Below are 25,624 nucleotides of genomic sequence, written 5' to 3'. Positions count from 1 at the left end.
TATATTTTATTCGCTTCTTAAACTTTTAACCGGGTTTGATAGCGCTGCCCTTACAGCATGGTAACTCACGGTTGTAACGGCTGTAATAATTGCTACAAGGCCTGCTGCTAAAAATACCCACCATGAAATAGTTATACGGTATGCAAAATTTTGCAGCCAGTTGTGCATAGACCACCATGCTATTGGCGATGCAATAGCAATAGCTAATATGACTAGTTTCAAGAAATCGCGCGAAAGCAGTGTGTTAATAGATAGCAAGCTTGCACCTAAAACTTTACGGATGCCGATCTCTTTGGTGCGTTGTTCAATAGTAAATGCTGCCAAACCAAATAAACCCAGCGTAGCCAATATAATGGTGATATAGGTAAATATACTGAATATAGAAGCCAGCCTATCCTCGGCTTTGTATTGCTGATCAAAAGCATCATCCATAAACGTGTAACTAAATGGGTTATCCTGATCATACTTTATATAGGTGTTTTGCAGGGTTGCCAACAGGCTTGGCAGGTTTGTATTGGGCTTGATCTTTACAAAAAGATTACACCCCATTGTACTAAAGTAAGGATCATTATCATTAGCGATGTTGAGAGAAAGCGGTTTGATAACCGATTCCATAGATGAGTAGTTAAAGTTTTTTAATACCCCAACTATCTCTAACTTATTATCGCCCGACTGGATAAAACTTCCTACCGGGTTTGCGGGCAGATGCAGTTCCTGTATGGCCGCCTCATTAATAATGGTTTTTTTACGTTTCGAAAGGTCTGTATTTGCTACCGGTGGAAATTTCCATTTAAGGCCCAGGGTAGTAATAAAATGACTGTCGACCACTAACGAGGCAACACCAACATTATCTTCCTGGCTTTTGCCAACCCAAAACATATCGTAACCCTTAAACATAGCATAGTGCGATGTGGCTACGCTGCTTATCCCGGCCATTGCTTTTACATCCTGCTCAAAAGCCGGGTAGTTTTTACCTACGCTGTTACCGATGGGTATCATCACAATATTATCCCGGTTCATGCCCGTATCGGCATGCCTGAAAAAGAATAACTGACGGTCAATAATAATCCCGCAGATGATAAGCCCTACCGAAATAGCAAACTGCAGGGTTGTAAATATTTTGCGTACAGTAATACCACCAGTTTGCCTGCCCATTTTACCTTTTAGGGTAATAACCGGCTTAAACGCCGAAAGTACCAGTGAAGGGTAACTCCCTGCTATGATTACCGTAAGCACAAGCAATGCGAATAACAAGCCTAATAAAATAGGGCTGTATAAAAATGAATTATCAATTTTAAGTTCAAGCGTGTTTAAAAACCAGGGTTTAAAAAGGTAACATAATAAATAGCCAAGTACAAATGATAAGCTGGTAAACACGGCCGATTCCACATAAAACTGCATGGCTATGGTTTTGCGGCTCGCGCCGGATACTTTACGCACACCTACCTCTTTGGCTCTTAAAGTTGCCCGGGCGGTAGAAAGGCTCATGTAATTAACCAATGCTAACAGCAAAATTAAAATGGCCACTAAAGGGAATATTTTAAGGTATTTGGTGTTTGATGAATCGCCGAAATTATTTTTCAGATGCGTATCAGGCAGGGAGGACATCGTAAAGCTTATATCATCAAAACTTTTATCTCTTTTAGCCATCAGGTACATTCCTTTTGCTACCCTTGCTGTATCAGCTGTATGTTTTAGCAGCAGGTAAATATTAAAAGAGCCAAAGCCTACCTCCTGTTTGCCTATATAGTTGGTGGCTTCTTTCATTGCCAATAAGCTTGGGGTAGAAGCCACAAAATTAAAAGCAATAGATGAGTTAGAAGGCGCATTTTCCGCAACACCAGTAACCTGGTAAGTATACGCGCTATCCGTTTTTAAAGTGATGGTTTTACCAATGGGGTTTTGATCGCCAAAATATTTTTTAGCCATATCACTTGATAATACAACCGAGAATGGCTTTTTAAGCGCATCGGTTTGTGAGCCAGACAATAACTTAAATGTGAAAAATTTAAAGAAATCTACATCTGCAAATAAGAGTTTATCCTCTGCAAACTTTGCATTGGGCGTTTGCGGATTATTAACCACAACCGGTTTAAAATAGCCCAAAGTGCGCATGTAAGCTTCAACAGCAGGCTGATCCTGTTTAATGATTGGCCCCGATGCATAGCTCATATAAGCCATATACATCACATTGCCACCAATTTTTATCTTTGCATGAGGACTAAATATACGCTCACCATTTTTATGGAAACGGTCGTAACTCATTTCATGTGCTACATACATCATGATCATCATACAAACAGCGAGGCCAACCGCTAAACCTGATATATTAATGAGGCTGTAAAGCTTTTGATGGACAAGGTTGCGCCAGGCTATTTTTATATAATTGATTATCATTTTTTATTTAAATTAATTAGATAATAAACATTAAAATCTGATCATTAGTGAAAACCTATTCGCTCCTTAAACTTTTTACCGGGGTAACCAATGCCGCTTTTATAGCCTGAAAGCTTACCGTTAATAAAGTGATCACAATTACCGATGCACAGGCTATTAAAAATACGCCGGGGCCAATGTTAATTCTGTAAGCAAAACCATTTAGCCATTTACTCATGAGCCACCACGATAGCGGGAATGCAATTAAAACAGCAATAGCAACTAACTTCAGAAAATCATGCGTGAGCATTATGGTGATGTTATTTACTGAGGCACCGATCACCTTACGGATACCTATCTCCTTTTGCCGTTTTTGTGCAGTAAATGCAACCAGCCCGAAAAGGCCAAGGCACGAAATAAGGATTGCCAATACCGAAAAATATTCTGACAGCAAAGAAACCCTTACCTCTGTTTCATATTGCTTTTGGTAAGCAGCATCTAAAAAATTATAAGAAAAAGGGAACCCTGGGTTATAGGCTTCATACAGGTGCTGGATCTGTGCAAGGGTTTCCTGTTGCTTATCGCCCTTAATCCTGATCATAATTTTATACCACGGACTAATACCCTGGGCAAGTTGTATAAACGACGGCTTCACAGCCTCGTGCAACGATTCAAAATGAAAATCATTTACTATCCCGATAATCTGGTAGCTGTTATTAAATATCTTGATGTTTTTACCAACCGGGTTTTTTAAATGCATTGCTTTAACAGCTGTTTCATTCAGAATAACCTTATTGCCATCGGCGCCATAGTTTTTTGAGAATGACCGGCCTGATGCCATCTGCATTCCTAAGGTTTCAATAAAGTTATATCCGCCATAAAACCCTTCAAAATAAACATCCTGGCGGGTATATTTACCATCCCAGCTTAGTTCCGCCGTACCAAAATTGCGGCCAACCATATTGTGCTGTGTAAAGCTCGCATTTAACACCCCCGGGATATTTCTTAGCGCAGCAGTAAAGGTTTCTTCGTTACCCTGAAGTTTCCCTTCAGAATCAAACCTGATCACATTATCCTTATTATATCCGGGAGTTTTTGATTGGATAAAATGGATCTGTTTATAAACCACCAATACGGCAACAATGAGCATTACCGATATAGTGAATTGAAATACAACTAATCCTTTTCGGGCTATTAACTCTGAAAAAGATGAATTTAATTTTCCTTTTAAAATAGCTAATGGCTTAAATTTTGAAAGATATAATGCCGGGTAACTGCCTGAAATGAGGCCTGTAAATAAAGTTATGCCTACCAGCGTGGCTATCAGCTGCGCATCAAAATTCAGCTTAATATCTTTACCTGTTAACTGATTAAATTGTGGCAACAGTAGCCAAGCAACTACAACAGCCAATACCGTTGTAAACACAGCCATCAGTAATGACTCTGAAAGAAACTGGATGATCAACTGACTGCGTGCCGCACCAACAACCTTTTTTATACTAACTTCCTTCATCCGGCCGGAGGCTTTTGCGGTTGAAAGGTTCATGAAATTGATGCAGGCAATAATGAGTATAAATACAGCGATCAACGAAAACAGCTTAACATATTCATACCTGCCGCCAACCCTCGACCCATGATTAAAAGTATTTTGCAGATAATTATCCGAAAACCGCATTGCAAATGCGCTGCGTGCAGTATCGCCACAGTTTTTTGTGATAATGCCGGCTATCTTCCGGTTAAAAGCGTCAACATCCGTTCCCTTTTTTAGCAGTATAAAGTTGTGAGGGCCTCCATTGTTCCAGGTTTTTACCCAGCTCTGTACATCGGCCAGGTAATCAAATGATAATACAAAATCAAACTGCTGTGAAGAGTGTGCAGGAACTTTTTCAAAAACCCCTGATACAAAAAAGTCTTTATCATGCTGAAAACGGATAACCTTACCCACAGCATTTTCGCTGGTGCTAAACAGCTTTTTAGCAAGCTCGTCTGATATAACGATGGAGTTTTTTGCTTCCAACACTTTCCCCTTATTACCCTCAAGCATTTTAAAAGAAAAAATATTAAAATAATCTTTGCCTACATACTGGCCGGATGCTTTAATATTTTTTTCATTTACCGAGAGGGTAGATTTTTGGAACCAATCGGTTGGGGCTACAGCTGCAGCATATTCTACTTCGGGATTTTGGAGGATCAGCGTTTCACTAACAAGCCCGGATGATTCATCAGAAAGCTGTACTTCACCGCTTGCCTTGCGGTGTTCCATTACCTGGTAAATCTGGCTATCGTTTACAAAAAACTTATCGTAGCTAACTTCATCATGTACCCATAAATAAATTAATAAAGTACAGGCAATACCTGCAGATAACCCCACCACATTTAGCAAAGTAAATTGCCTGTCTTTTTTCAAGTTGCGAAACGCAATTTTTAAATAGTTTTTAAACATGATGCTCGTACTAATTAGTTTACCAGGTCATTTTGTGAATTATATATTTTTTATTAGCATTAGGATAGTTAAACCTTTTTAGTGCCTAATTACCAAAAGGTTAAACCAATTTATTATTTTTCTGAAGGCTTTAATTAAGGCAACACTCAGGCTAACCCCTCCAATTAAGGAGAGGATAGCAGAGGGCACTTATTAACTTATTATAAACTTTCTTTGTGACTGGTTTAGGTATTCAGTTTTATACCATAATGTTTTCCATTACGCTTTGTCCATCCAGTAAACGGATAATACGGTGGCTGTAACGGGCATCATGTTCTGAGTGGGTAACCATTATAATGGTTGTACCCTGTTCGTTAAGGTCTGTAAGTAATTCCATAACATCATTACCGTTGCTGCTGTCCAGGTTACCTGTAGGCTCATCGGCTAATATTAGTTTGGGTTTGTTAACTACGGCGCGGGCAATAGCAACACGCTGTTGCTGACCACCTGATAATTGTTGCGGGTAGTGGTTACGGCGGTGCATGATCTGCATTTTATCCAATACCTCTTCTACTCTTTTTACGCGTTCGGCGGATGGTACACCTGTGTAAATCAACGGAAGCTCAACGTTTTCAAATACGGTTAACTCATCAATAAGGTTAAAGCTTTGAAATACGAAACCAATGTTATGCTTACGCAAGTCGGCACGTTTACGCTCGGTAAAATGAGCCACTTCAATCCCGTTAAAAACATAGCTGCCTTCATCCGGATCATCAAGCATTCCCAGGATATTTAGCAAGGTTGATTTACCACAGCCCGATGGGCCCATTATGGCTACAAACTCACCAGTTTTAACTTCAATTGACAGCTTGTTCAAAGCGATTGTTTCTACCTCTTCGGTGCGGTAAAATTTTTCAAGATTTGTAATTTTTATCATTGGCGCCTCCTAAATCCATACCCTTGTTACAGGGGGTGGATTTTAATTTATAGTTTAAGTTAATTAATTGCCTTTATTTTTTTAGTGTTATTATTTCTTATTCTGTGCTATTTCTTCAGCACCAGTTCCTGTATATCCCCGTAGGTTTCATAGCTCGAGGTTATTACCTTATCGCCTTCTTTTAATCCTGATGTTAACTCAAAGTAATCGGGGCTTTGACGGTTAATCTGTATATCAACCTTATAGGCCTTTTTACCATCTTCGCTCAGCTTAAATATCCAGTTACCACCAGTTTGCTGGTAAAAACCACCTTTAGGTAATAAAAGCGCTGTTGTCTGGTCGCTTAATGCTAAACGTACCTGCAATGTTTGCCCTTTTCTTATGCCTGTTGGTGCTGGGCCAATAAATGCCATATCAACCTGAAACTGTCCGTTCACTACTTGTGTAAATACTTTCTTTATTACCAGTTTATAGGTTTTGTCGGCAAATTGAAAATCACCTGTTAAGCCTGTAAAAATGCGTGATATATAATGTTCCTCAATCCCAACTCTTACTTTGAACCCTGATAGGACGTCAATTTGTCCAAGATGTTCCCCTTTATTTTTATTTTGTCCAATTTCGGCATCAAAAGATGTTAACTGACCATCTAAAGGGGCCCTTACGGTAAGGTCACTCACCTTTTTACGTAACAGATCCAATGAGCTTTTCATTTGGGCATATTGCTCTCTGGTTTGAGTTTCCTGCTGCCTTACAATCGAAGTATCCTGAACAAGTATCTGTGTAGCCAGTTTTTTACGGCTCAACTGGTACTGATATTGATTTTGCGCTGTTTGAAACTCCTGCGATCCGATAGCTTTTTTGGCGTACAGGTCTTTATCTAATTTATAAACCCTTTCGGCTTCTTTAAATGCTACATCCACATCGGCCATTGAATTTAATTTTGATATAGTTGCCGATTGTACCTGTGTATGTGAAATCTGCATTTGAATTTGCTGTGCATACACATTGGTTTCCTGCCCGGCCAATGTAAGCTCAAGGTCAGTGTTTGCTAATTTTAAAATCGGGTCGCCTTTTTTAAGGTGGGCACCATCTTCAACATATTTCTCTTCAACACGGCCGCCGTCGGCAGCATCCAGGTAAATGGTAGTAAGCGGCATAACCACACCATTAACCGGGATAAACTCCTGGAAAGGGCCTTTTTTAATTTCGCTTATAGTAAGGCGTTCAGTATCAACATCAAGTTTACTTTTACCTGATGTAAAATAAATGCTTCCGGCAATCAGCAATACAATGCCCGATATTCCGGCAATAGTCAGTATCCTTTTGGTATTCCAGGTCTTTTTTTCAATTACTCTGTCCACAGTTTTATATTATATTTTGGTATAGGGATACAAAAAGATATGCCACAAATTAAATAACTGTATTTCAGATAATTAAAGCTAAAATATAAGTTTAAAGCGTACGCTTCTGTTACAGCAAGTGTACGGTTATGATACAATGTATTTAAGCCTTAATAAGCTTTCAAATACTCATTTACCCGGTATAAACCATAATTAACAGTTAATAGCTAATGATTTATAGTTATACTTATAAAACCATGCGCCTTTAGCATAAAAATTGTTATCCCTTGGTTAGCCGGAGGTTATCTGTGAACCATAACTTCAACACTAAATTTATAAAGATTTGTATAATAAATGATAATAGTGGTATTATTGGAGATAAGCATTGATGATGTTTATTAATTGCCGCTATGATCTTTTAACCCATGATCCTGAATAAAAAATGATACTTAAAAAAGCCACTGTTTTAATTGTTGATGATGACCCGGATGTGCTGACCGCCGTTAAGCTTTTGCTTAAAACGGAAGCCAGTGAGGTTATTACCGAAAAGAACCCCGAAAACCTGAACTGGCTGCTGCAACGCAACCAGGTTGACCTGGTTTTATTAGATATGAACTTTAACAGTGCCATTAATACCGGTAACGAAGGTTTGTACTGGCTGCGCAAAATTAAAGAGTGGAAACCAGAGGTTTGTGTAATAATGATCACTGCTTATGGCGATATAGATTTGGCAGTGCGATCATTAAAAGAAGGCGCTAATGATTTTGTTGTTAAACCCTGGCATAACGAAAGGCTCATTGAAACCATCAAGGAGCTTTTAGATAAAAAAGAAGGCGTTAAAACTGTTAAATCATCAGCTAAAAATACAGCGGGAGATACCTCTATTTTAGGTGAATCTGACGTGATGCAGGATATTTTTTACAAGGTGAATAAGATTGCCCCTACCGATGCCAATATTTTACTTTTAGGCGAAAACGGTACAGGCAAGGATTTGATGGCGAAGGCTATACACGAACGTTCGTTACGCGCAGATAAACCATTTGTGAAGGTGGATGTGGGCGCGCTGACGGATACACTATTTGAAAGTGAGCTTTTCGGTCATAAAAAAGGGGCTTATACCGATGCGCGTGAAGACCGTACCGGCCGTTTTGAAGATGCCCATGGCGGAACTTTATTTTTAGATGAAATTGGAAATATTTCCTTACAACAGCAAGCCAAGTTATTAACCGTATTGCAAAACAGGCAGGTTACCCGATTAGGAACCAATAAAGCCGTTGATATCGACATTAGGCTGATTTGTGCAACTAATTTGCCGCTATCAGAGCTGGCCAACGAAAACCGTTTCCGTAAGGATCTGATCTACCGGATCAATACGGTGGAGATCAATATGCCCCCATTACGTCGCCGCAATGAGGACATTGTGATACTGGCAAAACATTTTGCAAAGCTTTATGCAAGCAAATACCTTAAACCATCAATGGATTTTGATGCCGGGGCTGTTTTAAAACTAAAATCATATAACTTCCCGGGTAATGTAAGGGAGCTGCAATATACCATTGAGCGTGCAGTGATCATGGCAGACGATCATGTACTCCGGCCTGACGACCTTATATTTTCAATATTGGAAACGCCGGGTGAAACCATTGTTGATGATGACAATATCCCCTTAAGTACCATGGAAAAAAATGCAATCCTGCGGGTGATTGAAAAACACAACGGTAACATTACCCGCGCAGCAAAAGAACTGGGTTTAACCCGCACCGCTTTATACCGTAGATTAAGCAAGTATGATATTTAATCGTTACGAATGGCGGCTGGTGCTGCGTGTAATTGTCATGTTCTTTACGCTGATGGCTGGTTCATTTTTAGTGGTTAAAGAACAATACCTGCTTGTGGTGATACCGCTTGTGCTGTCGGTTTATGAGGTGATAGACCTGATCCGTTTTCAGAAAAAAGCACAGGATGAGGTAAGCCAGTTTGTTGAATCAATACATTACCGTGATTTTTCGCGCCATTTTGATGTACGCAAAGCGCCAAATGAGTTAAAGCCACTCAGAAAAGGGTTTAATGAGATCAACACTACCTTTAAGCTGATAAGCCGTGAAAGAGAAACACAATACCACTACCTGCAAAAGATACTGGAGTTAGTTGATACCGGAATCCTATCTTATGAGCAGGAAAGCGGCGAAACCGGGTGGATAAACGAAGCCTTAAAAAAACTGATCGGTGTTCCCTATCTTAAAACCATCCACTCGCTCGAAAAACGGGAAGAAGCACTTTACCAGGAGATCATCAAACTTAAACCTGGCGATAGTAAAATTATTACCATGACCCGTAACCAGCAATTGGTTAAAATTTTAGTTACGGCAAGCGTAATGCGCAGCGAGGATAAAATTTACAAGTTGGTTGCTTTTCAAAATGTTAGCGAGGCCCTGGATGAAACAGAATCAAAAGCATGGCAAAAGCTATTAAATGTAATGACGCACGAGATCATGAACTCAGTGGCGCCTATATCATCATTAGCAGATACCTTAAAAAATCGTTTACAAAGCCCTGAAATTGCCAACAGTCCGGTAAGCAGCCAGTTGGAGGATTTGGAGTTAGGGATAGATACTATTAAAAGACGAAGCGAAGGTTTGCTTAAATTTACCGAAAGCTACCGCAGTTTAAATAAGATCACCAAGCTTGACCTTACCAAAGTATTGGTGCGTAACCTGTTCGAATCATTAAACAGTTTGATGCGGCCAACGCTTGAGAAAAAACACATTGAGCTGGAAATAATTTTACGCGATCCTACGCTTGCCGTTGAGGCAGACATTAACCTTATTGAGCAGGTATTGATCAACCTTTTGGTAAATGCGATAGAAGCCGTGAAAGACAGGGAAAGCCCACGCATAACCTTATCTGCCGAAATACAAAGCAACAACAGGACATTGGTAAAAGTATCAGATAATGGCTTAGGTATGCCCTCCGAATTACTTGATAAGATATTTATTCCGTTTTTTAGTACCCGCAAAACGGGTAGCGGCATAGGGCTAAGCTTGTGTAAGCAAATTATGCTGTTACATAAAGGAAACATCCAGGTACAATCAACAGATGGGGTTGGCTCGGCATTTATATTACAGTTTAGTGCTGCCGGATAATTAAAAATCAATGAAAATTTTCGCCATCTCCGGCAGTTTGCGTGCCGATTCATCAAACCATAATGTGCTGCGTTTTTTAAAAGATCAGTTACCTGCCAGTTTTGATTTTACTATTTATGAGAATTTAGGGAAGATCCCGCCATTTGATCCTGGTATAGATAATGACCAGCCGCCTGAACCCGTAGATGAACTAAGAAACTTTATGAGCGAGGCAGATGCCGTTATTATTTGCACGCCCGAATATGCTTTTGGCGTACCCGGTCAGCTAAAAAATGCATTAGACTGGACTGTTTCAAGCGGCTCATTAGCTGATAAGCCGCTTGCATTGATCACCGCATCAACAAATGGTACAAATGCACATGCTGCTTTACTACTAATATTGGGTGCGCTCTCTGCTCAGCTGGTAGAAGCAGCCGCCTTGCTCATCCCCTTCATCAGATCGAAAATTGACAGTAATGGAAATATAACCGATAATGAAACGGCTGAAAACTTAAAAACTGTCTTAACTGCGCTGTTAAACGCTATTAACTAACTGTTCACTGCCAATTTGACAACCTGGGCGTGTTTGGAACAGGCATTGATAGCCTGTTGTATCACTAAACATTAATTCAAAAACGACAAAAGATTATGCAAGAAAAAGGCACAATTTCGATCCATACCGAAAACATATTCCCGATAATTAAGAAATTTTTATACTCAGATACCGAGATATTTTTACGCGAATTGGTATCAAATGCCATTGATGCTACCCAAAAAATTAAACGCTTAAGCTCATTAGGCCAGTATAATGGCGTACTTGGTGATTTACGCGTTGAGGTTGCTTTTGATGAAGCTGCAAAAACCATTACCATTTCTGACAACGGCTTGGGTATGACAGCAGAAGAGATCAAGAAATACATTAACCAGATAGCATTTTCGGGTGCTACTGAGTTTATGGAGAAATTTAAGGAAGCTAAAGACGCCAATGAGATCATCGGTCGTTTTGGTTTGGGCTTTTACTCTGCCTTTATGGTAGCCGATAAGGTTGAAATTGAAACCCTATCGTACCAGGATGGTGCAGAACCTGCACACTGGATATGCGATGGCAGTACTGAATTTGAAATAAGCGAAGGCAGCCTTGCCGAAAGAGGTACTGAAATTACCCTGCATATCAACAAAGACTCTGAAGAGTTTTTAAATAAGAACCGCTTACAGGAGATTTTGGATAAGTACTGTAAATTTTTACCTGTTCCTATCAAGTTTGGTACAACCACACAGGAAGAAGAAGATGGTGTTGACGAAGAAGGTAAACCAAAATACATCTCTGTTGAAGTTGATAACATCATCAACGATACTAACCCTATCTGGACAAAGGCTCCATCTGAACTAAAGGATGAAGATTACCTGAGCTTTTACAAACAGCTGTATCCATTCTCTGAAGATCCTTTATTCTGGATTCACCTTAATGTTGATTATCCGTTCAATTTAACCGGGGTACTTTATTTCCCTAAGCTTAAAAACGATTTTGAGATCCAGCGCAATAAGATCAAACTATTCTCCCGCCAGGTATTTATTACTGATGAAGTAAAAGATATTGTTCCTGAGTTTTTAATGTTATTGCATGGGGTTATTGATTCACCAGATATTCCGTTAAACGTATCGCGCAGCTTTTTACAGGCCGATAGCAACGTTAAAAAGATCAACAGCTATATCACTAAAAAAGTAGCTGATAAATTGGCAGAACTGTTTAAAAGTGACCGTAAAGCTTTTGAAGATAAATGGGCCGACATTGGTTTATTTGTAAAATATGGTATGGTGAGCGAAGATAAGTTTTATGATAAAGCTAAAGACTTTGTTTTGCTAACCAATACAAAAAACGAAAACTTCACCTTGGCTGAATATAAAGACAAGGTTGAACCAGAGCAAACTGATAAAGATGGTAACCTGGTATACATCTATACCAATGATCCGGCTAAACAAGATGCTTTTATCCAATCAGCTAATAAAAAGAGCTATGATGTTTTGTTGATGAACTCGGCTATTGATAACCACTTCATTGGCCAAATGGAGCAAAAGCTTGAAAAAACATCATTTAAACGTGTAGATGCTGATGTTGCTGATAAACTGATTAAAAAAGATGTTACCCTTGAGCATATCTTAAGCGAAGAACAATCTACCCAGGTTAAAGCAATTTTTGATAAGGCAATTAACAAACCAGCCTACAAAGTTGAATTGGAAAGCTTAAACCCTGATGAATTGCCGGTAACTGTTACCATGGATGAATTTATGCGCCGCATGAAAGAAATGGCAGCAATGGGTGGAGGAATGAGCTTTTATGGCAGCATGCCCGATAACTATAAAGTTATTGTGAATGGTAACCACAAACTGATCAGCCGGATTTTAAATGAAGAAAATGCAGAAGTACAGGCTGCACTTTCAAAACAAGCATTTGACCTGGCCTTACTTTCACAAGGTTTATTAACTGGTGCCGAACTTACTGAATTTGTTAACCGCAGTGTTAACCTGATATAAGTTCAGCTTATAAAATTTCAAAAGCCACTCCTAACGAGTGGCTTTTTTGTTTAATAAAATCTTAACTTAGTTGTATCATCCTAAGTTATTTAATCGTTATACCTAAATATATCAGCCATGAAAACCATCAGATCATTTTTTGTATTTATACTGATTTTAGGAAGTGTAAATTCCCTGTTTGCGCAAAGCACTAAAAAAGAGAAACAAGCTGCAAAAGCGGCGCAGTTAAAAAATATGGTTGAAGCCCATAATTATCTTTTTACAGCCGATCAGGCGAATCCTACACGCGGCGGGATGAAGCAGTTAACTTATGGCTATGATCTTAAAGTTACAAAAGATACGGTAGTTGCTTATCTACCTTATTATGGTCGCGCCTACGTTGCACCAATTGGTACAACAGATGGCGGAATAAAATTCACCTCCACAAACTTTGATTATACTTCTACCGAAGGAAAGAACGGCGGTTACAACATCGTCATCAAGCCAAAAGATTCTGATCAAAATGACTTTAAGGGTGTAAGGTATTTGCGGTTAAGTATTACTTCAAGTGGCTATGCCTCGTTACAGGTTATCAGCAGTAACCGTGATGCCATATCATTTAACGGAAGTATAGAAGAAATAAAGCCTAAAAAATAATTTAAATAGCTGTAATATAACAAGTTAAAATAGGTCAATTAACTTAATAGTCCGGCATTATCTTTTAGTGCTACACCCGATAACTTGCGGCTAAACGCCTCTTTTATTAAATAAAATATTTTATCGGCAGCAAGCTTCGGGATCAATCCCTCGGGCCGGATATTGGAAATACAGTTGCGTGATTCATCCGTTAAGCCGGGCTTTGGTTTATAGGTCAGATAAGCGCCCATACTATCAGCAGCGCTTAAACCGGGCCTTTCACCAATGAGTAAAATTGATAAGCCGGCGCCCAATTCATGTGCTATATCATCGCCTATGGCTACCCTACCCTGTTCGACCAATGTAATTGGCCCTATTGTTAATTTAGCTGATCTTAGCATAGGTATCAAAACCTCTAACAAGTTAAAAGTATTGTCATTAAGAGCTGTTGCTGAAAGGCCGTCAGCTATAATAATTGATATATCTGCATCAGTTTTGTATTCAGCTAATTGCCTTATCGATTGTTCATTTAATTGCCGGCCAAGGTCAGGTCTTTTTAAATAAGTGTGCCGCCTATCCGCTTTGCTGTATAAATGCAAAACAGGCAATTCAAATACCTTAAGGCTCTCCATTAATCCATCAATATCTAATAAAGAATACACAGCATCACGGGCATGCGCATGCGCTAATTTAAACTCCAGCGATTGCTTTAGCGGAATACTGTTACCAACGCGGCCAATAGCTATCCTTGCTGCTGTAAACTCGCGCAGGTAAAGTAAAGGGTCGGTTTTATCAATTTCTTTTTTCAATTACAATATCCCCGATAATAGTTTATGTGATGAATTAACCGTTAAGATGCTTCCCTTATCATCAACAATTCCCTGCTTTATTAGCCATTGTTCAAATTCGGGAGCTGGTTTTAATCCCAAAACCTTTCGTAAATACAACGCATCATGAAATGATGTAGATTGATAGTTGAGCATTATATCGTCAGATCCGGGGATGCCCATTATAAAATTACAGCCTGCAACACCAAGCAGGGTTAGTAAATTATCCATATCATCCTGGTCTGCCTCTGCATGATTGGTATAGCAAATATCAACTCCCATTGGCAAGCCAAGCAGTTTACCGCAAAAGTGATCCTCAAGTGCAGCGCGGATTATCTGCTTGCCATCATATAAATATTCAGGTCCGATAAATCCTACAACTGAGTTGACTAACAATGGTTTATATTTTCTGGCAATAGCATAGGTTCTTGCTTCGCAGGTTTGCTGGTCAACGCCATGGTTGGCATTTGCAGATAGCGCGCTACCTTGTCCTGTTTCAAAATACATAACATTCCGGCCCACTGATCCGCGCTTTAGCGATAATGTTGCTTCATATGCTTCATCCAGCAAAGCAAGGTTTATTCCAAAGCTGGTATTTGTTTTTTCGGTCCCACCAATCGATTGAAAACACAGATCAACAGGCGCACCCTGGTTCGCTAAATCTAAGGTAGTAGTTACATGGCTTAATACACATGATTGTGTGGGGATACTAAATTGCTCCCTTATGGTATCTATCAGGCGCAATAGGTTCATTACAGCAGCAGGGCTATCTGTAGCCGGGTTAATACCAATTACAGCATCCCCGCTTCCATATAACAAGCCATCAATAATACTTGCCGCAACACCCTTCGGATCATCTGTTGGATGATTAGGTTGTAATCGGGTAGAAAAATGTCCCTTTAATCCAATAGTATTCCGAAACCTGGTTACTACCTCACACTTTTTCGCTACCGCTATCAAATCCTGGTTGCGCATCAGTTTTGATACTGCGGCGGCCATTTCAGGGGTAATACAGTCCTCTACTAATTTTAAAGTTGTGGTATCTGTTCCTTCGGTTAAAAGCCAGTCACGCAGTTGGCCAACAGTTAAATGGCTTATTAAATTAAATGATATAATATTATGATTATCAATGATTAAACGCGTTATCTCATCGCTTTCATAAGGAATTATCGCTTCATTCAAAAAAGTTTTTAAGGGTACGTCAGCTAATGCTATCTGGGCAGCTACCCGTTCCTCGTAGCTTTCGGCACAAACACCAGCTAAAGCATCGCCGGTACGGTATGGTGATGCCTTTGCCAGCAATGTTTTAAGATCGCTGAACCGATAAACCTTGTTACGTATGGTGAAATGGTAGCTCATTTAAAAAATAAAATTAACTATACAGTAACGGGGGCTATCATAAAATCTTCATTGAGTATGGCTTTATGCTTACCCATCAGTATAAATACAAAACAGGCTAAGGCTAAACCCGCAAAAAATATAAGACTCAACATAAAATAATAGTAGATCATAGCCACTAATGTGATAACAGATATAATTAATGCAATAGCCGGAAATACCGGGTAAAACGGTGAAGCAAAAGGACGTTCTAAATTTGGTTCCTTACGGCGGAGCACAAACAAACTAATCATGCTCATCATATACATAAAAACTGCCCCCATTACCGATATGATAACTACCTGGTTGGTTGTGCCTGTAAAAAGCGCAATAAAACTAACAAAACCACCTGCAATGATGGCCCAATGCGGTGTTTTAAACTTATGACTAACCTTTGATAGACCCTTTGGCAAATAACCGCTGCGCGCCATTGCAAAAACTTGCCTTGATGAGGCCAGTATAGTGCCATGGAAAGAAGCTATTAAACCGAATAAGCCAATGCTGGCAAATATTTTAGTAAAGCTGTTGGTTTTACCTAATGCTATGCTGATAGCTTCGGGCAATGGATAATCAAGGTTACTGAGTTTCCGCCAGTCGGATATACCGCCGGTAAAGATCATTACCCCGAGCGCTAATAATACCAGTGTGGCTAAACCCGATATATACCCTTTTGGGATATTTCTTTTAGGGTCTTTTACTTCTTCGGCAACCATAGCCACCCCCTCAATGGCCAGGTAGAACCAAACCGCATAAGGCAAAGCCGCAAAAACTCCAGTCCAGCCAAATGGCATAGGGTGGCTTAAAAAATTGGCAGATTTAAAGTGCGGCCCAACTATCCCCATAAATAATAAAAGTTCGGCAACGGCAAGTATGGTTATAAATACCGAAAATGTGGCAGACTCCTTGACCCCTAAAATATTTATAATTATAAATACCACGTTAAAGAACAGGGCTGAATATAATACCGATATAACCGGGTATAAAAAATGCAGATACGCCCCTAAGCCAAAAGCTATTGCGGGTGTAGCAAACAAAAAATCTATAAGGGTAGCGTAGCCCGCCATCAGACCACCAAATGGCCCCATTGCCCTGTATGCATAGGCAAAAGCCCCGCCGGCATGTGGTATTGATGTGGTTAATTCAGTATAGCTAAAAATAAATGTAATGTACATAAGGGTAATAACCAATGTAGCTATCAGAAACCCTACTGTACCTGAAACCGCCCAGCCAAAGTTCCAGCCAAAATACTCTCCTGAAATTACCAGGCCAACAGCTATAGCCCAAAGATGAATTGGTTTTAACACCCTTTTTAACTGCTCTGTATTTACATTTGCCATAGTATGCTGTAAGGTAATTTATGCCGCCTTAAGATACTCAAAAAGCAAAGTACTTCAAAATGCCCGTATGTTATGTAATTGTTAATGAGGTGGAGAAAACTTACTGAAAAATTAATGTTTACGAAATGTAAAATTTATTAAAACAGGTTTACATTTGAGGTGTTGAATGAATACTGAATATTCAGTGATCATATAACAAAAAAACGCTATGTTACGCATATCAATTCCATCAGATACAAGATCTCAGTTAAACTTCAATACATTTGAAGAATATGAATTACCTGCACCCTTGAGCGGTGTTGATGCTGAGATAAACAATGACGTGATATTGAAGTTTGAGGATGAAGAAGAGGCTGTTATTTATGCCGAACAATTAGAAAACTTATCGAACGAATTAGATGATAAGTCTTCTATTCAAAATATTGCCATTGGTGATATTATTATGGCTATACGCAATGACGAATTTGTACAGAGTTATATACAACAAACTTAAATTTATTTAAAATTTGATCTTATGTTACGTATCAACATTCCCGCTACCGGCCCAACCCCTATAACATCTGCCGATTTTGAAAATTATCATTTACCTGTGCCTTCTCAAGGAGTAGCAGCTAAAGATAACAAGGATACCATATTGCTTTTTGATAATGAATATGAAGCAGTTATTTATGCAGATCAGCTTGAGGAAATTGTAACTACAGTGAGCAAAAGTTCGCCTTTAAAAAACATATTGAGAGATTTGGCAACCGCCATCCGTAATGACGACTCGATAAGAAACTACCTTGAATATTCAACCGTTTATACCTGGATAAAAAATGGTTTAAGAAACTTCAGGTCTGCAATAAAACCATCTCCGGCATCTTAATGCCTAAAGGTTTTATTGATCACACATTATAAAACAACAAAGCCGGCAGGTTATTAAATCCGCCGGCTTTGCTGTTTTATAGTTTTTAGTAAGCATGTTATGCTTTAAGTGTTTTGGTGATATAGCCATAACTGCTCCTGATGCTTGCAAAAGCATCTTTTGGATTATCGTGCTCCACAAAAAAGTGTTTCATTCCTGATGGGGCAGCTCCTAATTCAAATATCCGTTTAAAATCAATAGTACCACTACCCACCGGTAATATATTGGTATGGCTTGCATCTAAATCTTTAACGTGCCAAAGCGGGAACCTGCCCGGATGCTCCTTAAATAACTTAACAGGATCCTGTCCGCCTTTTACGGCCCAGGCCAGATCAAGCTCCATTTTCACAGTTTTAGCATCAGTTTCGCTTAACAATAAATGGTAAGGGATTTTTCCGTCAACAGCTTTAAACTCCATATCATGGTTATGATAGGCAAACTGGATACCTGCTTTTTTTGCTGCTGCACCTGTTTTGTTTAGTATAATTATTGACGATTTTATTTCTTCAAGTGTTCCGGTTGGCGCATTAGCACAAACCAGGTATTCAACGCCCCCCTCTGCTGCTTCATCAACCAATTGCTGCATATTGTCGCGCAGGTTCATCATAGGTGGCAAAACCATTGGCTTACCATCGGCACCTAAAGGCATTTTATACCCTTTTGGTAATTTAAATGGTGCACCAAGTACATGGTGTGATTTCCACGACATACCCAGGTCATTTACCATAGCTTTAAAACCCTGGGGGTTCATACCATAATAACCGCCTTTTTTACAGAATGCAGATTCCATTTCCTTATAGCCAATGGCAGCTATTTTTGTTAAGGTTCCCTTTACATCCTCGTCAATAACTCCAAAAAAAGTAAAAAGCTGTAAACCCACAGGGTGCGGGGCCATGCTATTAAGAAAAGAACTGGCTTTGCCTGATAAAGCAATGCCGCCAAGTGCCAGTGTACCTGCACTTTGCAAAAACTTACGTCTGTTGTAATTCATGCTTATTGGTAATTTAGTTTATGTGGTTAAGTAAAACTAAATGAATTAAGCCGAAATAAAAAATTAATGTGTCATTTTAACACATTAAGATTGCAAACCGTTAAATAGTGAACCTTTACCTTTAAAAAAGGCAAAGGTTATTGATATAAACAGGTGGCTATCAAACCCGTCCACCCGGTTTGGTGCGATGCGCCTACGCCACGGCCGTTATCGCCATCAAAATATTCATGGAAAAGGATATAGTCTTTAAACTCCGGATCAAATTGAATCTTATCATAATTGCCAAATACGGCCCTTCTGCCCTGCTCATCCCTTAAAAACAAATTGGATACCCGTGTATACAATTCATTAGCTACCTGTTGCAGGTTCATGAAATTACCTGAGCCGGTTGGGCACTCAATTTTAAAGTCGTCGCCGTAATACTGGTGAAATTTCTGCAGACTTTCAATCAACAGGTAATTCATCGGCATCCAGATAGGGCCGCGCCAGTTACTGTTTCCTCCAAAAAGACCGCTGTCACTTTCGGCAGGCGTATATTTTATACTGAACTCCATACCATCAACTTCCACATAATACGGGTTATTTAAATGGTATTTTGAAACCGACCGGATCCCATATTTACTCAGAAACTCGTTTTCATCAAGCATATACCTTAACAATGATTTCATGCGGTAGCCACGCAATAAACTGATCAGGTGTTTACCGGGAGTTTTTGTTTCGGCCCAGCGGGATACTAACGAGGCCAGGTCGGGCCTGTTTTCGGCAAACCACTTTAAGCGGTTACTGAATATGGGGTTATTTAAAATATCGTTATCATCCAATACCTCGGCAGCAACTAAGGGTATTAAACCTACAATGCTCCTTACACGCATTTTTTGCGTGCTGTTATCGGGCAAACGCAACTGATCGTAAAAGAATCCGTCGGTTTCGTCCCACAGGCCTTCGTTGTTTGAGCCTATGCTTGATAATGCACCTGCTATATAAATAAAGTGCTCAAAAAATTTACTGGCAATATCATTATAGGCTTTGTCGGTTTCGGCAAGTTCAGCGGCTATGCGTAACAGGTTTAATGAGTACATAGCCATCCAGCTGGTACCATCGGCTTGCTCCAGGTGTTCCCCTCTGGGTAATTTCGCGTTCCTGTCAAATACGCCAATATTATCAAGACCCAAAAAGCCGCCTTCAAATACGTTATTTCCTGCTGCATCTTTCCTGTTTACCCACCACGTAAAATTGAGCATCAGTTTATGGAAAATCCGCTCTAAAAAATAGGTATCGCCTTTTCCATTGTTAGCTGCTTTGTCCTGCTGATAGATCTTCCAGGTCACCATTGCATGTACCGGCGGGTTGGCATCATTAAAATCCCACTCATAGGCCGGTAACTGGCCATTGGGGTGCATGTACCAATCGCGGATCAGCAGGCTCAACTGGTTTTTAGCAAAGGTCATATCAATCGAAGCCAGCGGGATACAGTGAAAAGCCAGATCCCATGCCGCAAACCACGGGTATTCCCATTTATCGGGCATTGAAATAATATCCCTGGTATTAAAATGCTGCCATTTTGCATTACGGGCAGTTTGCCTTTGCACCGGTGGTTTTGGCTCGGCCGGATCACCGTTTAGCCAGTGATTTATATTATAATAATAAAACTGTTTGCTCCAAAGCATACCGGCCAATGCTTGCCGCTGAATTAGTGCCCGGTCTAAATCGCTTGTTCCCTCTTGTAGATCTGCATAAAACTGGTTTGCCTCGCTATTACGGGCGTCAAATAGTTTATCAAAATCATCAAAGCCGTTATTTGCATTATCTGATAAACGAAGTTTGATGGTTACACTTTGTTTTGCAGGAACATTTATATCATAATTAGCAGCTGCCTTGGTACCCGTTTTTTTAGGATTGACCGTATTGGCGCCGCTTACGAGGTGATCGTTAATACCATCTTTATAAAATGGTTTACCGTCATCATAATTATATAAACGTTTGGTATTAGTTTCGTTATCGCAAAACAACAGATCAGGTGTTCCTTCGGTATTTAGCCAAAGTTGCCCTAATGTTTTATGAAATATACCTATTACACCGTTTGAATCAGCCGTTAATTCGGGCTTATAATCATCATATCCCCAGGCCCAGGTATTACGGAACCAAATGGTTGGCAATACATTTAGTTTTGCATCTGCGGCACCCCTGTTATGTACCGTAATTTTTATTAGGATGTCCTGCTGCGTATTTTTAACATATTCAATAAATACATCAAAGTATTCATCGTTATTAAGTAGGCCGGTATCTATTAATTCAAATTCCGGATCGTTCCGGGTACGGCGTTTATTTTCATCCAATAGCCAGGCATAGGGATATTCCTGCTGCGGATATTTATAAAGCATTTTTTGATAAGAATGTGTGGGTGTATTATCAAGATAGTAATACAACTCCTTAACGTCCTCACCATGATTACCTTCCGGATTGCTTAAACCAAAGTAGCGCTCCTTTATGATCGGGTCTTTTTTATTCCACAAAGCAACAGAAAAGCATAAAAGCTGTTCGTTATCGCAGATTCCACCAATACCTTCTTCGCCCCAGCGGTAAGCTTTACTGCGCGACATATCATGGGTAATATAGTTCCAGGCATCGCCGTTGGCGCTATAATCTTCCCTAACTGTGCCCCATTGCCTGTCGCTTACGTATGGCCCCCATTTTTTCCATAATGAGTCTTTTAGTCTTTCCTGCTCTGCGTTCATATTTTTATGTAGAAGATATTGGGTGAGGAATTAATACTTGATGCAGCCAATTAGTAAGCCACCTCCGAAATAAAGATAACATTTACTACCAGCGCAACAAATAATAAACACATATTTGACCTTAGGCTGAACTTAATTATTATAATTTGTGAAACAACTATTTCCAGGCATTCCTCAAAAAACGAAGCCAGTTGCCGTGCATCATATTTTCAATGTCGGTTTCTTTGTAACCACGTTTTGTTAACAGGGCCGGTAATTTTTGCAGATCGGCAATGGTTTCAATATCATACGGGCATTGCTCGCGGCCGAAAGCACCATCCAAATCTGATCCTATGCCTACATGCAGCGTATTGCCGGCTATCTGGCAGATATGATCCAGGTGATCTATCATCACCTCTAAATTACAGTTCATTTCTTTGGGATTAGATTTACCCCTCACCCATCCCGGAACCATCATCCAGGCATCCAAAGCACCGCCAATTACGGCCCCCCTGTTGATCAGTTCTTTTATCTGTTCATCGCTAAACTGGCGGTTATGGTTAACCAGTGCCCTGCAATTGTTGTGGCTGGCCCATACATTCCCATTAAAATGATCCAATGCCTCCCAAAAACTATCATCGCATAAATGTGTAGCATCCAAAATAATATTGAGGCGCTCCATTTCTTTTAACAGTTCATGTCCCTTTGAGCCCATGTAACCTGTTGCATCTGTACCTTGTGCATACCTGCCGGGGCCATAGTGTGCAGGGCCAACGGCTCTTAAGCCATAATTATAAGCACGCTCTAAATGGCTTATGGTCACAATGGAATCAGCCCCCTCCAAACTTAAAATATAACCAATGGGCTTATTATCATTTGAGGTATCATCATGCCATAGTTTAATATGTTTTTCAAGACTTGCCAAATCATTTATCTGTACCATATCACCAGCCTCTTCCATTGCCTTGTACCAGGCAACCTGTCCCTGTGTTTGAGCCCATGCCTGTTCGGGCGAGTGCCATCCGGGCAGTAAATTATCAGGGGCTACATAGCGGGCTATTTGAGTACCTACTACCAAACCTATATTGCCCTTGCGCAATTCAGGAAATGAAACCACCCCCTTGGCGCGGTCAGGCTTATCGGTTAATCCTTTTTCGCGTTCGTTTATTTCGGCTATGGGTTTCCGAAGATCGCGGTTCCACTCAAGGGCGTTCATGCTTAGGTCTAAATGAGCATCTATGGCAAACATTGGTTATTGATTTAGCAGGATAACTGACATCTGTCAGGGTAATTAAATAGTTATTTTACGGTCGCGGGCAATATTTTTCCATTCACCGCTAATATGTTCATTTTCAATAGTAATGGCACGCTCATATAAAGCCACAGTAGGGCAAACATGATAAGGCATTCCGAATAAAACATCTCCTACTTTATAGGAATGATCTTTTCCGGCATCCATTACCAAATGCTCCTCGCTTTGGCTTACTGGTATTAAATCCGGCGCATTGATAAAATAAACCCTGCTGCCCAGTTCTTTTTCGGCGGCTATGGATTTATGCCCGAGATCCAAACAGATCAATGTTTCATCAGGCTTTGATATTACCCTGGTAACTACCAATGCGGCAGGTAAAAATGGTTGTTCGCTCAACATGGTTTCATAGCCCTTGTCCCAATAAACAAAGGTACCGGGGCTGCATTCAATAGCTTTTCTTTTGGCGTGGATAGGAAACGTTGGCGAACCGCCGGCAATAATAATGGGTTCAGGAAAGCCTTCTTCTTTTATTGCAGACTGCAGTTTAAGGACAGGCTCAAAACCTTCATCACATTCAGTTTTGCGCATTTCAAAATCAGGATTATGGATATGCCCGTCATAAGCATGCAGGCCAACCGGGATAATGCTCGGCAATTTCACACAATCCTTATAAAGTTGTAGGGCTGTTTCATCAGGTTTTATCCCGGTACGGTTTTGGCCGATATTAAGATCTAAATAAACCGTGATCTGCATGTTATTTCCTATAGCAGATACTGATATTTCGCCGGCTGCGAAAGCATTATCTATCAAACAGGAAAAATGGGTATCGGGATAGGCCTTTATCAGTTTAATAAACCTTTTTAGTTTAGGCCCAACGGGCTGATAGGCAAGCAACACATCGGTTGCATGGCACATACCAAGCATTTCTGCTTCGGCTATGGTGGCACATTTAAATTTAGTAATCCCTGCTGCCATCATTAATAAGGCAGCTTCTTTGCTTTTAAATGTTTTAACATGCGGCCTTAACCTTTCTGCATTATCAATCATACCAATAAGCATAATGATATTTTGCTTTACCCTATCGGGATAAACAACCAATGCAGGCGTATCTAAGCTATCAATATCATTAATCAGGTACCAGTCTCGTTCTGCCATGTATACAGGTAAATTTAAATTCAGGCCCGCCTAATGCAGTTACATTAGTTCAAACAATGCTTCAATTTCTACAGGGATATTATCAGGCAATGAACCCATTCCTACAGCACTGCGAACACCTATGCCGTTATCATCGCCCCAAACCTTTGCAAATAACTCACTGCAACCGTTTATAATAAAAGGATGTTTTTCAAAATCGGGCGTACAGTTAACCATTCCCAATACTTTTATCACTCTTTTTACTTTGTCAAGACTGCCGATATTTGCTTTAATGGTAGCTAATATGGCTAAGCCAACCTGGCGGGCAGCTACTTTACCTTCTTCAGGTGTCATGTTATCGCCAACGCGGCCAATTATAAGGGTGCCGTCATCCTGTACGGTTCCATGGCCGGATAGGTAAAGATATTTACCATCTATAAGGCAGGGTTTATATACACCAAGTGGTTTGGGAGCAGGCGGCAGATTAAGACCTAATGCTGCAAAGTTTTGTTCAGGAGTATTCATTTTTATAAGTAGTATTTAAAAACAAACATAAATAAAAAGCCGGGTATCTCAGGCCCGGCTTTATAAATCAAATAATCAACTCTTATTAAAATTTGAAGGTTACCCCCACGTTAACAACGTAATCAGCAAATGCTGCATCACCATGCGTGTAGGTACCTGTAAGTTGTGTGGTTCTGATATCCGGTACACTTTGTGTACGATCACGGATAATTGCTATAGGGCAGTAAGCATATAATGAAAAGCCTTTAACATGATAAGTTATACCAGGCTCGGCAGCTATAATATAACCTGGTCTTCTGAAACCATCGCTACCGCCAACCAAATCATGAACAGGTAAACAATCATCACGTACACCTAAAGAAAAATCAAACTTTTTAACGGCCAAACTTGCACCAAACCTGATCAGGTATTGGTCAGGTACGCTTAAAACATCGCCGGTTGCTGCTATAGTAGTTGCGCTTGCTGGGGTTGTTGATCTTAAAACGCCGTTAACATCCTTAGGGCTGGCTAAGTAGTAAAAGTTACCATATACCCCAAACTTGTGCGTAAAGTTATAATACGCATTAATTTCGGCAGTGATACCTGTACCACCATCGCCTAATTGTATAGACTGATCAACAGGGCCAAGGGTTCTGGCTCCGGTAGCGCCGTTTAAAAAGTAATCCTGGTAATTGTAAGTTCCTGTAGGGAATTTAATGCCTAAACCTGCCTGGATATTTCCGTTTTTCGCCTTAGCCGGGTTTAATAACCATACATAACCCGATAAATGAATATCGCCAACACCAAAAGAATGGGTACTAAAGCGCGTGCCACTGCTAACCTGTGAACGGCTGTTATCGGCAGTTGGAATATCCAACGCTACAGACCAGCGGTTATTTAACACCCGGGTTAAGGTAAGATCCTGCGTGTAAACTTTATTAATTACGTTATTATGTAGTGTAAAGCGTTGAAATTGCTCCTGCTTACCTATAAAATGCCTGAATGATTTATAATAACGGCTATTGCTGTTAAACAACCAATACCCTGCTGATTTATTAGAGCTATCGGGATGTTCATCCATTGTGCAAACACCACCAGTGCTTCTGATAGCTACGCAACCTTGCGCAAATGTTTTTGTTTGGGTAAATAATATAAATATAGTAATGGCTAATAATGCCTTGAATGTAGTTTTCATTGTAATTGTTATAGTGTTATCGGGGTTAATTTAAAAAGCATCTTT

At 40.0% G+C, this 25,624-nt stretch carries 20 protein-coding genes; 7 read left to right on the top strand and 13 right to left on the bottom strand.

Features of this window, described 5'->3' with window-relative positions; genetic code table 11:
* Nucleotides 1-6: 6 nt before the first annotated feature.
* From ACQY4U_RS20285 to ACQY4U_RS20270, 4 genes are all read right to left on the bottom strand, one after another.
* Nucleotides 7-2,397 (bottom strand): ABC transporter permease, encoded by a 2,391-nt coding sequence (locus ACQY4U_RS20285; protein ID WP_428331284.1) that lies wholly within the window; start codon nt 2,395-2,397, stop codon nt 7-9.
* Between the two features lie 55 nt (nt 2,398-2,452).
* Nucleotides 2,453-4,819, bottom strand: a complete 2,367-nt coding sequence (locus tag ACQY4U_RS20280; protein WP_428331283.1) for an ABC transporter permease — start codon at nt 4,817-4,819, stop codon at nt 2,453-2,455.
* A gap of 238 nt (nt 4,820-5,057) precedes the next feature.
* The gene (locus tag ACQY4U_RS20275; RefSeq protein WP_428331282.1) at nt 5,058-5,735 is read right to left on the bottom strand and encodes an ABC transporter ATP-binding protein; all 678 of its coding nucleotides are present in this window, start codon (nt 5,733-5,735) and stop codon (nt 5,058-5,060) included.
* Between the two features lie 107 nt (nt 5,736-5,842).
* Nucleotides 5,843-7,096, bottom strand: coding sequence for an efflux RND transporter periplasmic adaptor subunit (locus tag ACQY4U_RS20270; RefSeq protein WP_428331281.1), 1,254 nt, complete (start codon nt 7,094-7,096; stop codon nt 5,843-5,845).
* Nucleotides 7,097-7,517: 421 nt separating this feature from the next.
* Here ACQY4U_RS20270 and ACQY4U_RS20265 point away from each other — a divergent pair, with 421 nt between their 5' ends.
* From ACQY4U_RS20265 to ACQY4U_RS20245, 5 genes are all read left to right on the top strand, one after another.
* Nucleotides 7,518-8,873 carry a sigma-54-dependent transcriptional regulator gene (locus ACQY4U_RS20265; RefSeq protein WP_428331280.1) on the top strand — a complete coding sequence of 452 codons (1,356 nt, stop codon included), beginning with the start codon at nt 7,518-7,520 and terminating at the stop codon, nt 8,871-8,873.
* Entirely contained in the window at nt 8,863-10,218 is a 1,356-nt protein-coding gene (locus ACQY4U_RS20260) for a sensor histidine kinase (RefSeq protein WP_428331279.1), read from the top strand. The genes ACQY4U_RS20265 and ACQY4U_RS20260 overlap by 11 nt, the downstream gene beginning before the upstream one ends.
* A 10-nt stretch (nt 10,219-10,228) precedes the next feature.
* The gene (locus tag ACQY4U_RS20255; protein WP_428331278.1) at nt 10,229-10,750 is read left to right on the top strand and encodes an NADPH-dependent FMN reductase; all 522 of its coding nucleotides are present in this window, start codon (nt 10,229-10,231) and stop codon (nt 10,748-10,750) included.
* Between the two features lie 95 nt (nt 10,751-10,845).
* Nucleotides 10,846-12,729 carry a molecular chaperone HtpG gene (htpG, locus tag ACQY4U_RS20250; RefSeq protein ID WP_428331277.1) on the top strand — a complete coding sequence of 628 codons (1,884 nt, stop codon included), beginning with the start codon at nt 10,846-10,848 and terminating at the stop codon, nt 12,727-12,729.
* Nucleotides 12,730-12,846: 117 nt separating this feature from the next.
* A complete protein-coding gene (locus ACQY4U_RS20245; RefSeq protein WP_428331276.1) occupies nt 12,847-13,365 on the top strand; it encodes a DUF4251 domain-containing protein in 519 nt (172 codons plus the stop codon).
* Between the two features lie 38 nt (nt 13,366-13,403).
* On the opposite strand, the gene eutC is transcribed toward ACQY4U_RS20245, so the two are convergent.
* From eutC to eat, 3 genes are read right to left on the bottom strand one after another with little or no spacing between them, the layout of a single operon-like run.
* Nucleotides 13,404-14,153, bottom strand: coding sequence for an ethanolamine ammonia-lyase subunit EutC (eutC, locus tag ACQY4U_RS20240; protein WP_428331275.1), 750 nt, complete (start codon nt 14,151-14,153; stop codon nt 13,404-13,406).
* The gene (locus ACQY4U_RS20235; protein ID WP_428331274.1) at nt 14,154-15,530 is read right to left on the bottom strand and encodes an ethanolamine ammonia-lyase subunit EutB; all 1,377 of its coding nucleotides are present in this window, start codon (nt 15,528-15,530) and stop codon (nt 14,154-14,156) included.
* Nucleotides 15,531-15,547: 17 nt separating this feature from the next.
* The gene (gene eat / locus ACQY4U_RS20230) at nt 15,548-16,885 is read right to left on the bottom strand and encodes an ethanolamine permease (RefSeq protein ID WP_428331273.1); all 1,338 of its coding nucleotides are present in this window, start codon (nt 16,883-16,885) and stop codon (nt 15,548-15,550) included.
* Between the two features lie 208 nt (nt 16,886-17,093).
* Here eat and ACQY4U_RS20225 point away from each other — a divergent pair, with 208 nt between their 5' ends.
* Nucleotides 17,094-17,378, top strand: coding sequence for a hypothetical protein (locus ACQY4U_RS20225; RefSeq protein ID WP_428331272.1), 285 nt, complete (start codon nt 17,094-17,096; stop codon nt 17,376-17,378).
* Between the two features lie 21 nt (nt 17,379-17,399).
* The gene (locus ACQY4U_RS20220; RefSeq protein WP_428331271.1) at nt 17,400-17,750 is read left to right on the top strand and encodes a hypothetical protein; all 351 of its coding nucleotides are present in this window, start codon (nt 17,400-17,402) and stop codon (nt 17,748-17,750) included.
* A gap of 97 nt (nt 17,751-17,847) precedes the next feature.
* Here ACQY4U_RS20220 and ACQY4U_RS20215 read toward each other — a convergent pair whose 3' ends face one another.
* The 6 genes from ACQY4U_RS20215 to ACQY4U_RS20190 form a co-directional block, all read right to left on the bottom strand.
* Complete coding sequence (locus tag ACQY4U_RS20215; protein WP_428331270.1) at nt 17,848-18,780, bottom strand: sugar phosphate isomerase/epimerase family protein; 933 nt, start codon at nt 18,778-18,780, stop codon at nt 17,848-17,850.
* Between the two features lie 137 nt (nt 18,781-18,917).
* A complete protein-coding gene (locus ACQY4U_RS20210; protein WP_428331269.1) occupies nt 18,918-21,515 on the bottom strand; it encodes an MGH1-like glycoside hydrolase domain-containing protein in 2,598 nt (865 codons plus the stop codon).
* Between the two features lie 157 nt (nt 21,516-21,672).
* Nucleotides 21,673-22,743 carry a dipeptidase gene (locus tag ACQY4U_RS20205; RefSeq protein ID WP_428331268.1) on the bottom strand — a complete coding sequence of 357 codons (1,071 nt, stop codon included), beginning with the start codon at nt 22,741-22,743 and terminating at the stop codon, nt 21,673-21,675.
* Between the two features lie 42 nt (nt 22,744-22,785).
* Nucleotides 22,786-23,901 carry a D-TA family PLP-dependent enzyme gene (locus tag ACQY4U_RS20200; RefSeq protein ID WP_428331267.1) on the bottom strand — a complete coding sequence of 372 codons (1,116 nt, stop codon included), beginning with the start codon at nt 23,899-23,901 and terminating at the stop codon, nt 22,786-22,788.
* Between the two features lie 39 nt (nt 23,902-23,940).
* Nucleotides 23,941-24,405 (bottom strand): RidA family protein, encoded by a 465-nt coding sequence (locus ACQY4U_RS20195; RefSeq protein ID WP_428331266.1) that lies wholly within the window; start codon nt 24,403-24,405, stop codon nt 23,941-23,943.
* 85 nt (nt 24,406-24,490) lie between these two features.
* Nucleotides 24,491-25,579 (bottom strand): hypothetical protein, encoded by a 1,089-nt coding sequence (locus tag ACQY4U_RS20190; protein WP_428331265.1) that lies wholly within the window; start codon nt 25,577-25,579, stop codon nt 24,491-24,493.
* Nucleotides 25,580-25,624: the final 45 nt, after the last annotated feature.

Origin of the sequence: Mucilaginibacter sp. (assembly GCF_965277465.1) — a bacterium.
GTDB lineage: Bacteria > Bacteroidota > Bacteroidia > Sphingobacteriales > Sphingobacteriaceae > Mucilaginibacter.
This window is presented reverse-complemented; position numbering and strand designations above follow the sequence as displayed.

What these genes read in the sequence shown, in the direction of transcription:
- ACQY4U_RS20285 (WP_428331284.1), bottom strand. Translation starts at nt 2,397, where the DNA reads ATGATAATCAATTATATAAAAATAGCCTGGCGCAACCTTGTCCATCAA.
- ACQY4U_RS20190 (WP_428331265.1), bottom strand. Translation starts at nt 25,579, where the DNA reads ATGAAAACTACATTCAAGGCATTATTAGCCATTACTATATTTATATTA.
- htpG (WP_428331277.1), top strand. Translation starts at nt 10,846, where the DNA reads ATGCAAGAAAAAGGCACAATTTCGATCCATACCGAAAACATATTCCCG.
- ACQY4U_RS20200 (WP_428331267.1), bottom strand. Translation starts at nt 23,901, where the DNA reads ATGGCAGAACGAGACTGGTACCTGATTAATGATATTGATAGCTTAGAT.
- ACQY4U_RS20220 (WP_428331271.1), top strand. Translation starts at nt 17,400, where the DNA reads ATGTTACGTATCAACATTCCCGCTACCGGCCCAACCCCTATAACATCT.
- ACQY4U_RS20280 (WP_428331283.1), bottom strand. Translation starts at nt 4,819, where the DNA reads ATGTTTAAAAACTATTTAAAAATTGCGTTTCGCAACTTGAAAAAAGAC.
- ACQY4U_RS20205 (WP_428331268.1), bottom strand. Translation starts at nt 22,743, where the DNA reads ATGTTTGCCATAGATGCTCATTTAGACCTAAGCATGAACGCCCTTGAG.
- ACQY4U_RS20245 (WP_428331276.1), top strand. Translation starts at nt 12,847, where the DNA reads ATGAAAACCATCAGATCATTTTTTGTATTTATACTGATTTTAGGAAGT.
- ACQY4U_RS20235 (WP_428331274.1), bottom strand. Translation starts at nt 15,530, where the DNA reads ATGAGCTACCATTTCACCATACGTAACAAGGTTTATCGGTTCAGCGAT.
- ACQY4U_RS20210 (WP_428331269.1), bottom strand. Translation starts at nt 21,515, where the DNA reads ATGAACGCAGAGCAGGAAAGACTAAAAGACTCATTATGGAAAAAATGG.
- ACQY4U_RS20275 (WP_428331282.1), bottom strand. Translation starts at nt 5,735, where the DNA reads ATGATAAAAATTACAAATCTTGAAAAATTTTACCGCACCGAAGAGGTA.
- ACQY4U_RS20225 (WP_428331272.1), top strand. Translation starts at nt 17,094, where the DNA reads ATGTTACGCATATCAATTCCATCAGATACAAGATCTCAGTTAAACTTC.
- ACQY4U_RS20255 (WP_428331278.1), top strand. Translation starts at nt 10,229, where the DNA reads ATGAAAATTTTCGCCATCTCCGGCAGTTTGCGTGCCGATTCATCAAAC.
- ACQY4U_RS20265 (WP_428331280.1), top strand. Translation starts at nt 7,518, where the DNA reads ATGATACTTAAAAAAGCCACTGTTTTAATTGTTGATGATGACCCGGAT.
- ACQY4U_RS20260 (WP_428331279.1), top strand. Translation starts at nt 8,863, where the DNA reads ATGATATTTAATCGTTACGAATGGCGGCTGGTGCTGCGTGTAATTGTC.
- eat (WP_428331273.1), bottom strand. Translation starts at nt 16,885, where the DNA reads ATGGCAAATGTAAATACAGAGCAGTTAAAAAGGGTGTTAAAACCAATT.
- ACQY4U_RS20215 (WP_428331270.1), bottom strand. Translation starts at nt 18,780, where the DNA reads ATGAATTACAACAGACGTAAGTTTTTGCAAAGTGCAGGTACACTGGCA.
- ACQY4U_RS20195 (WP_428331266.1), bottom strand. Translation starts at nt 24,405, where the DNA reads ATGAATACTCCTGAACAAAACTTTGCAGCATTAGGTCTTAATCTGCCG.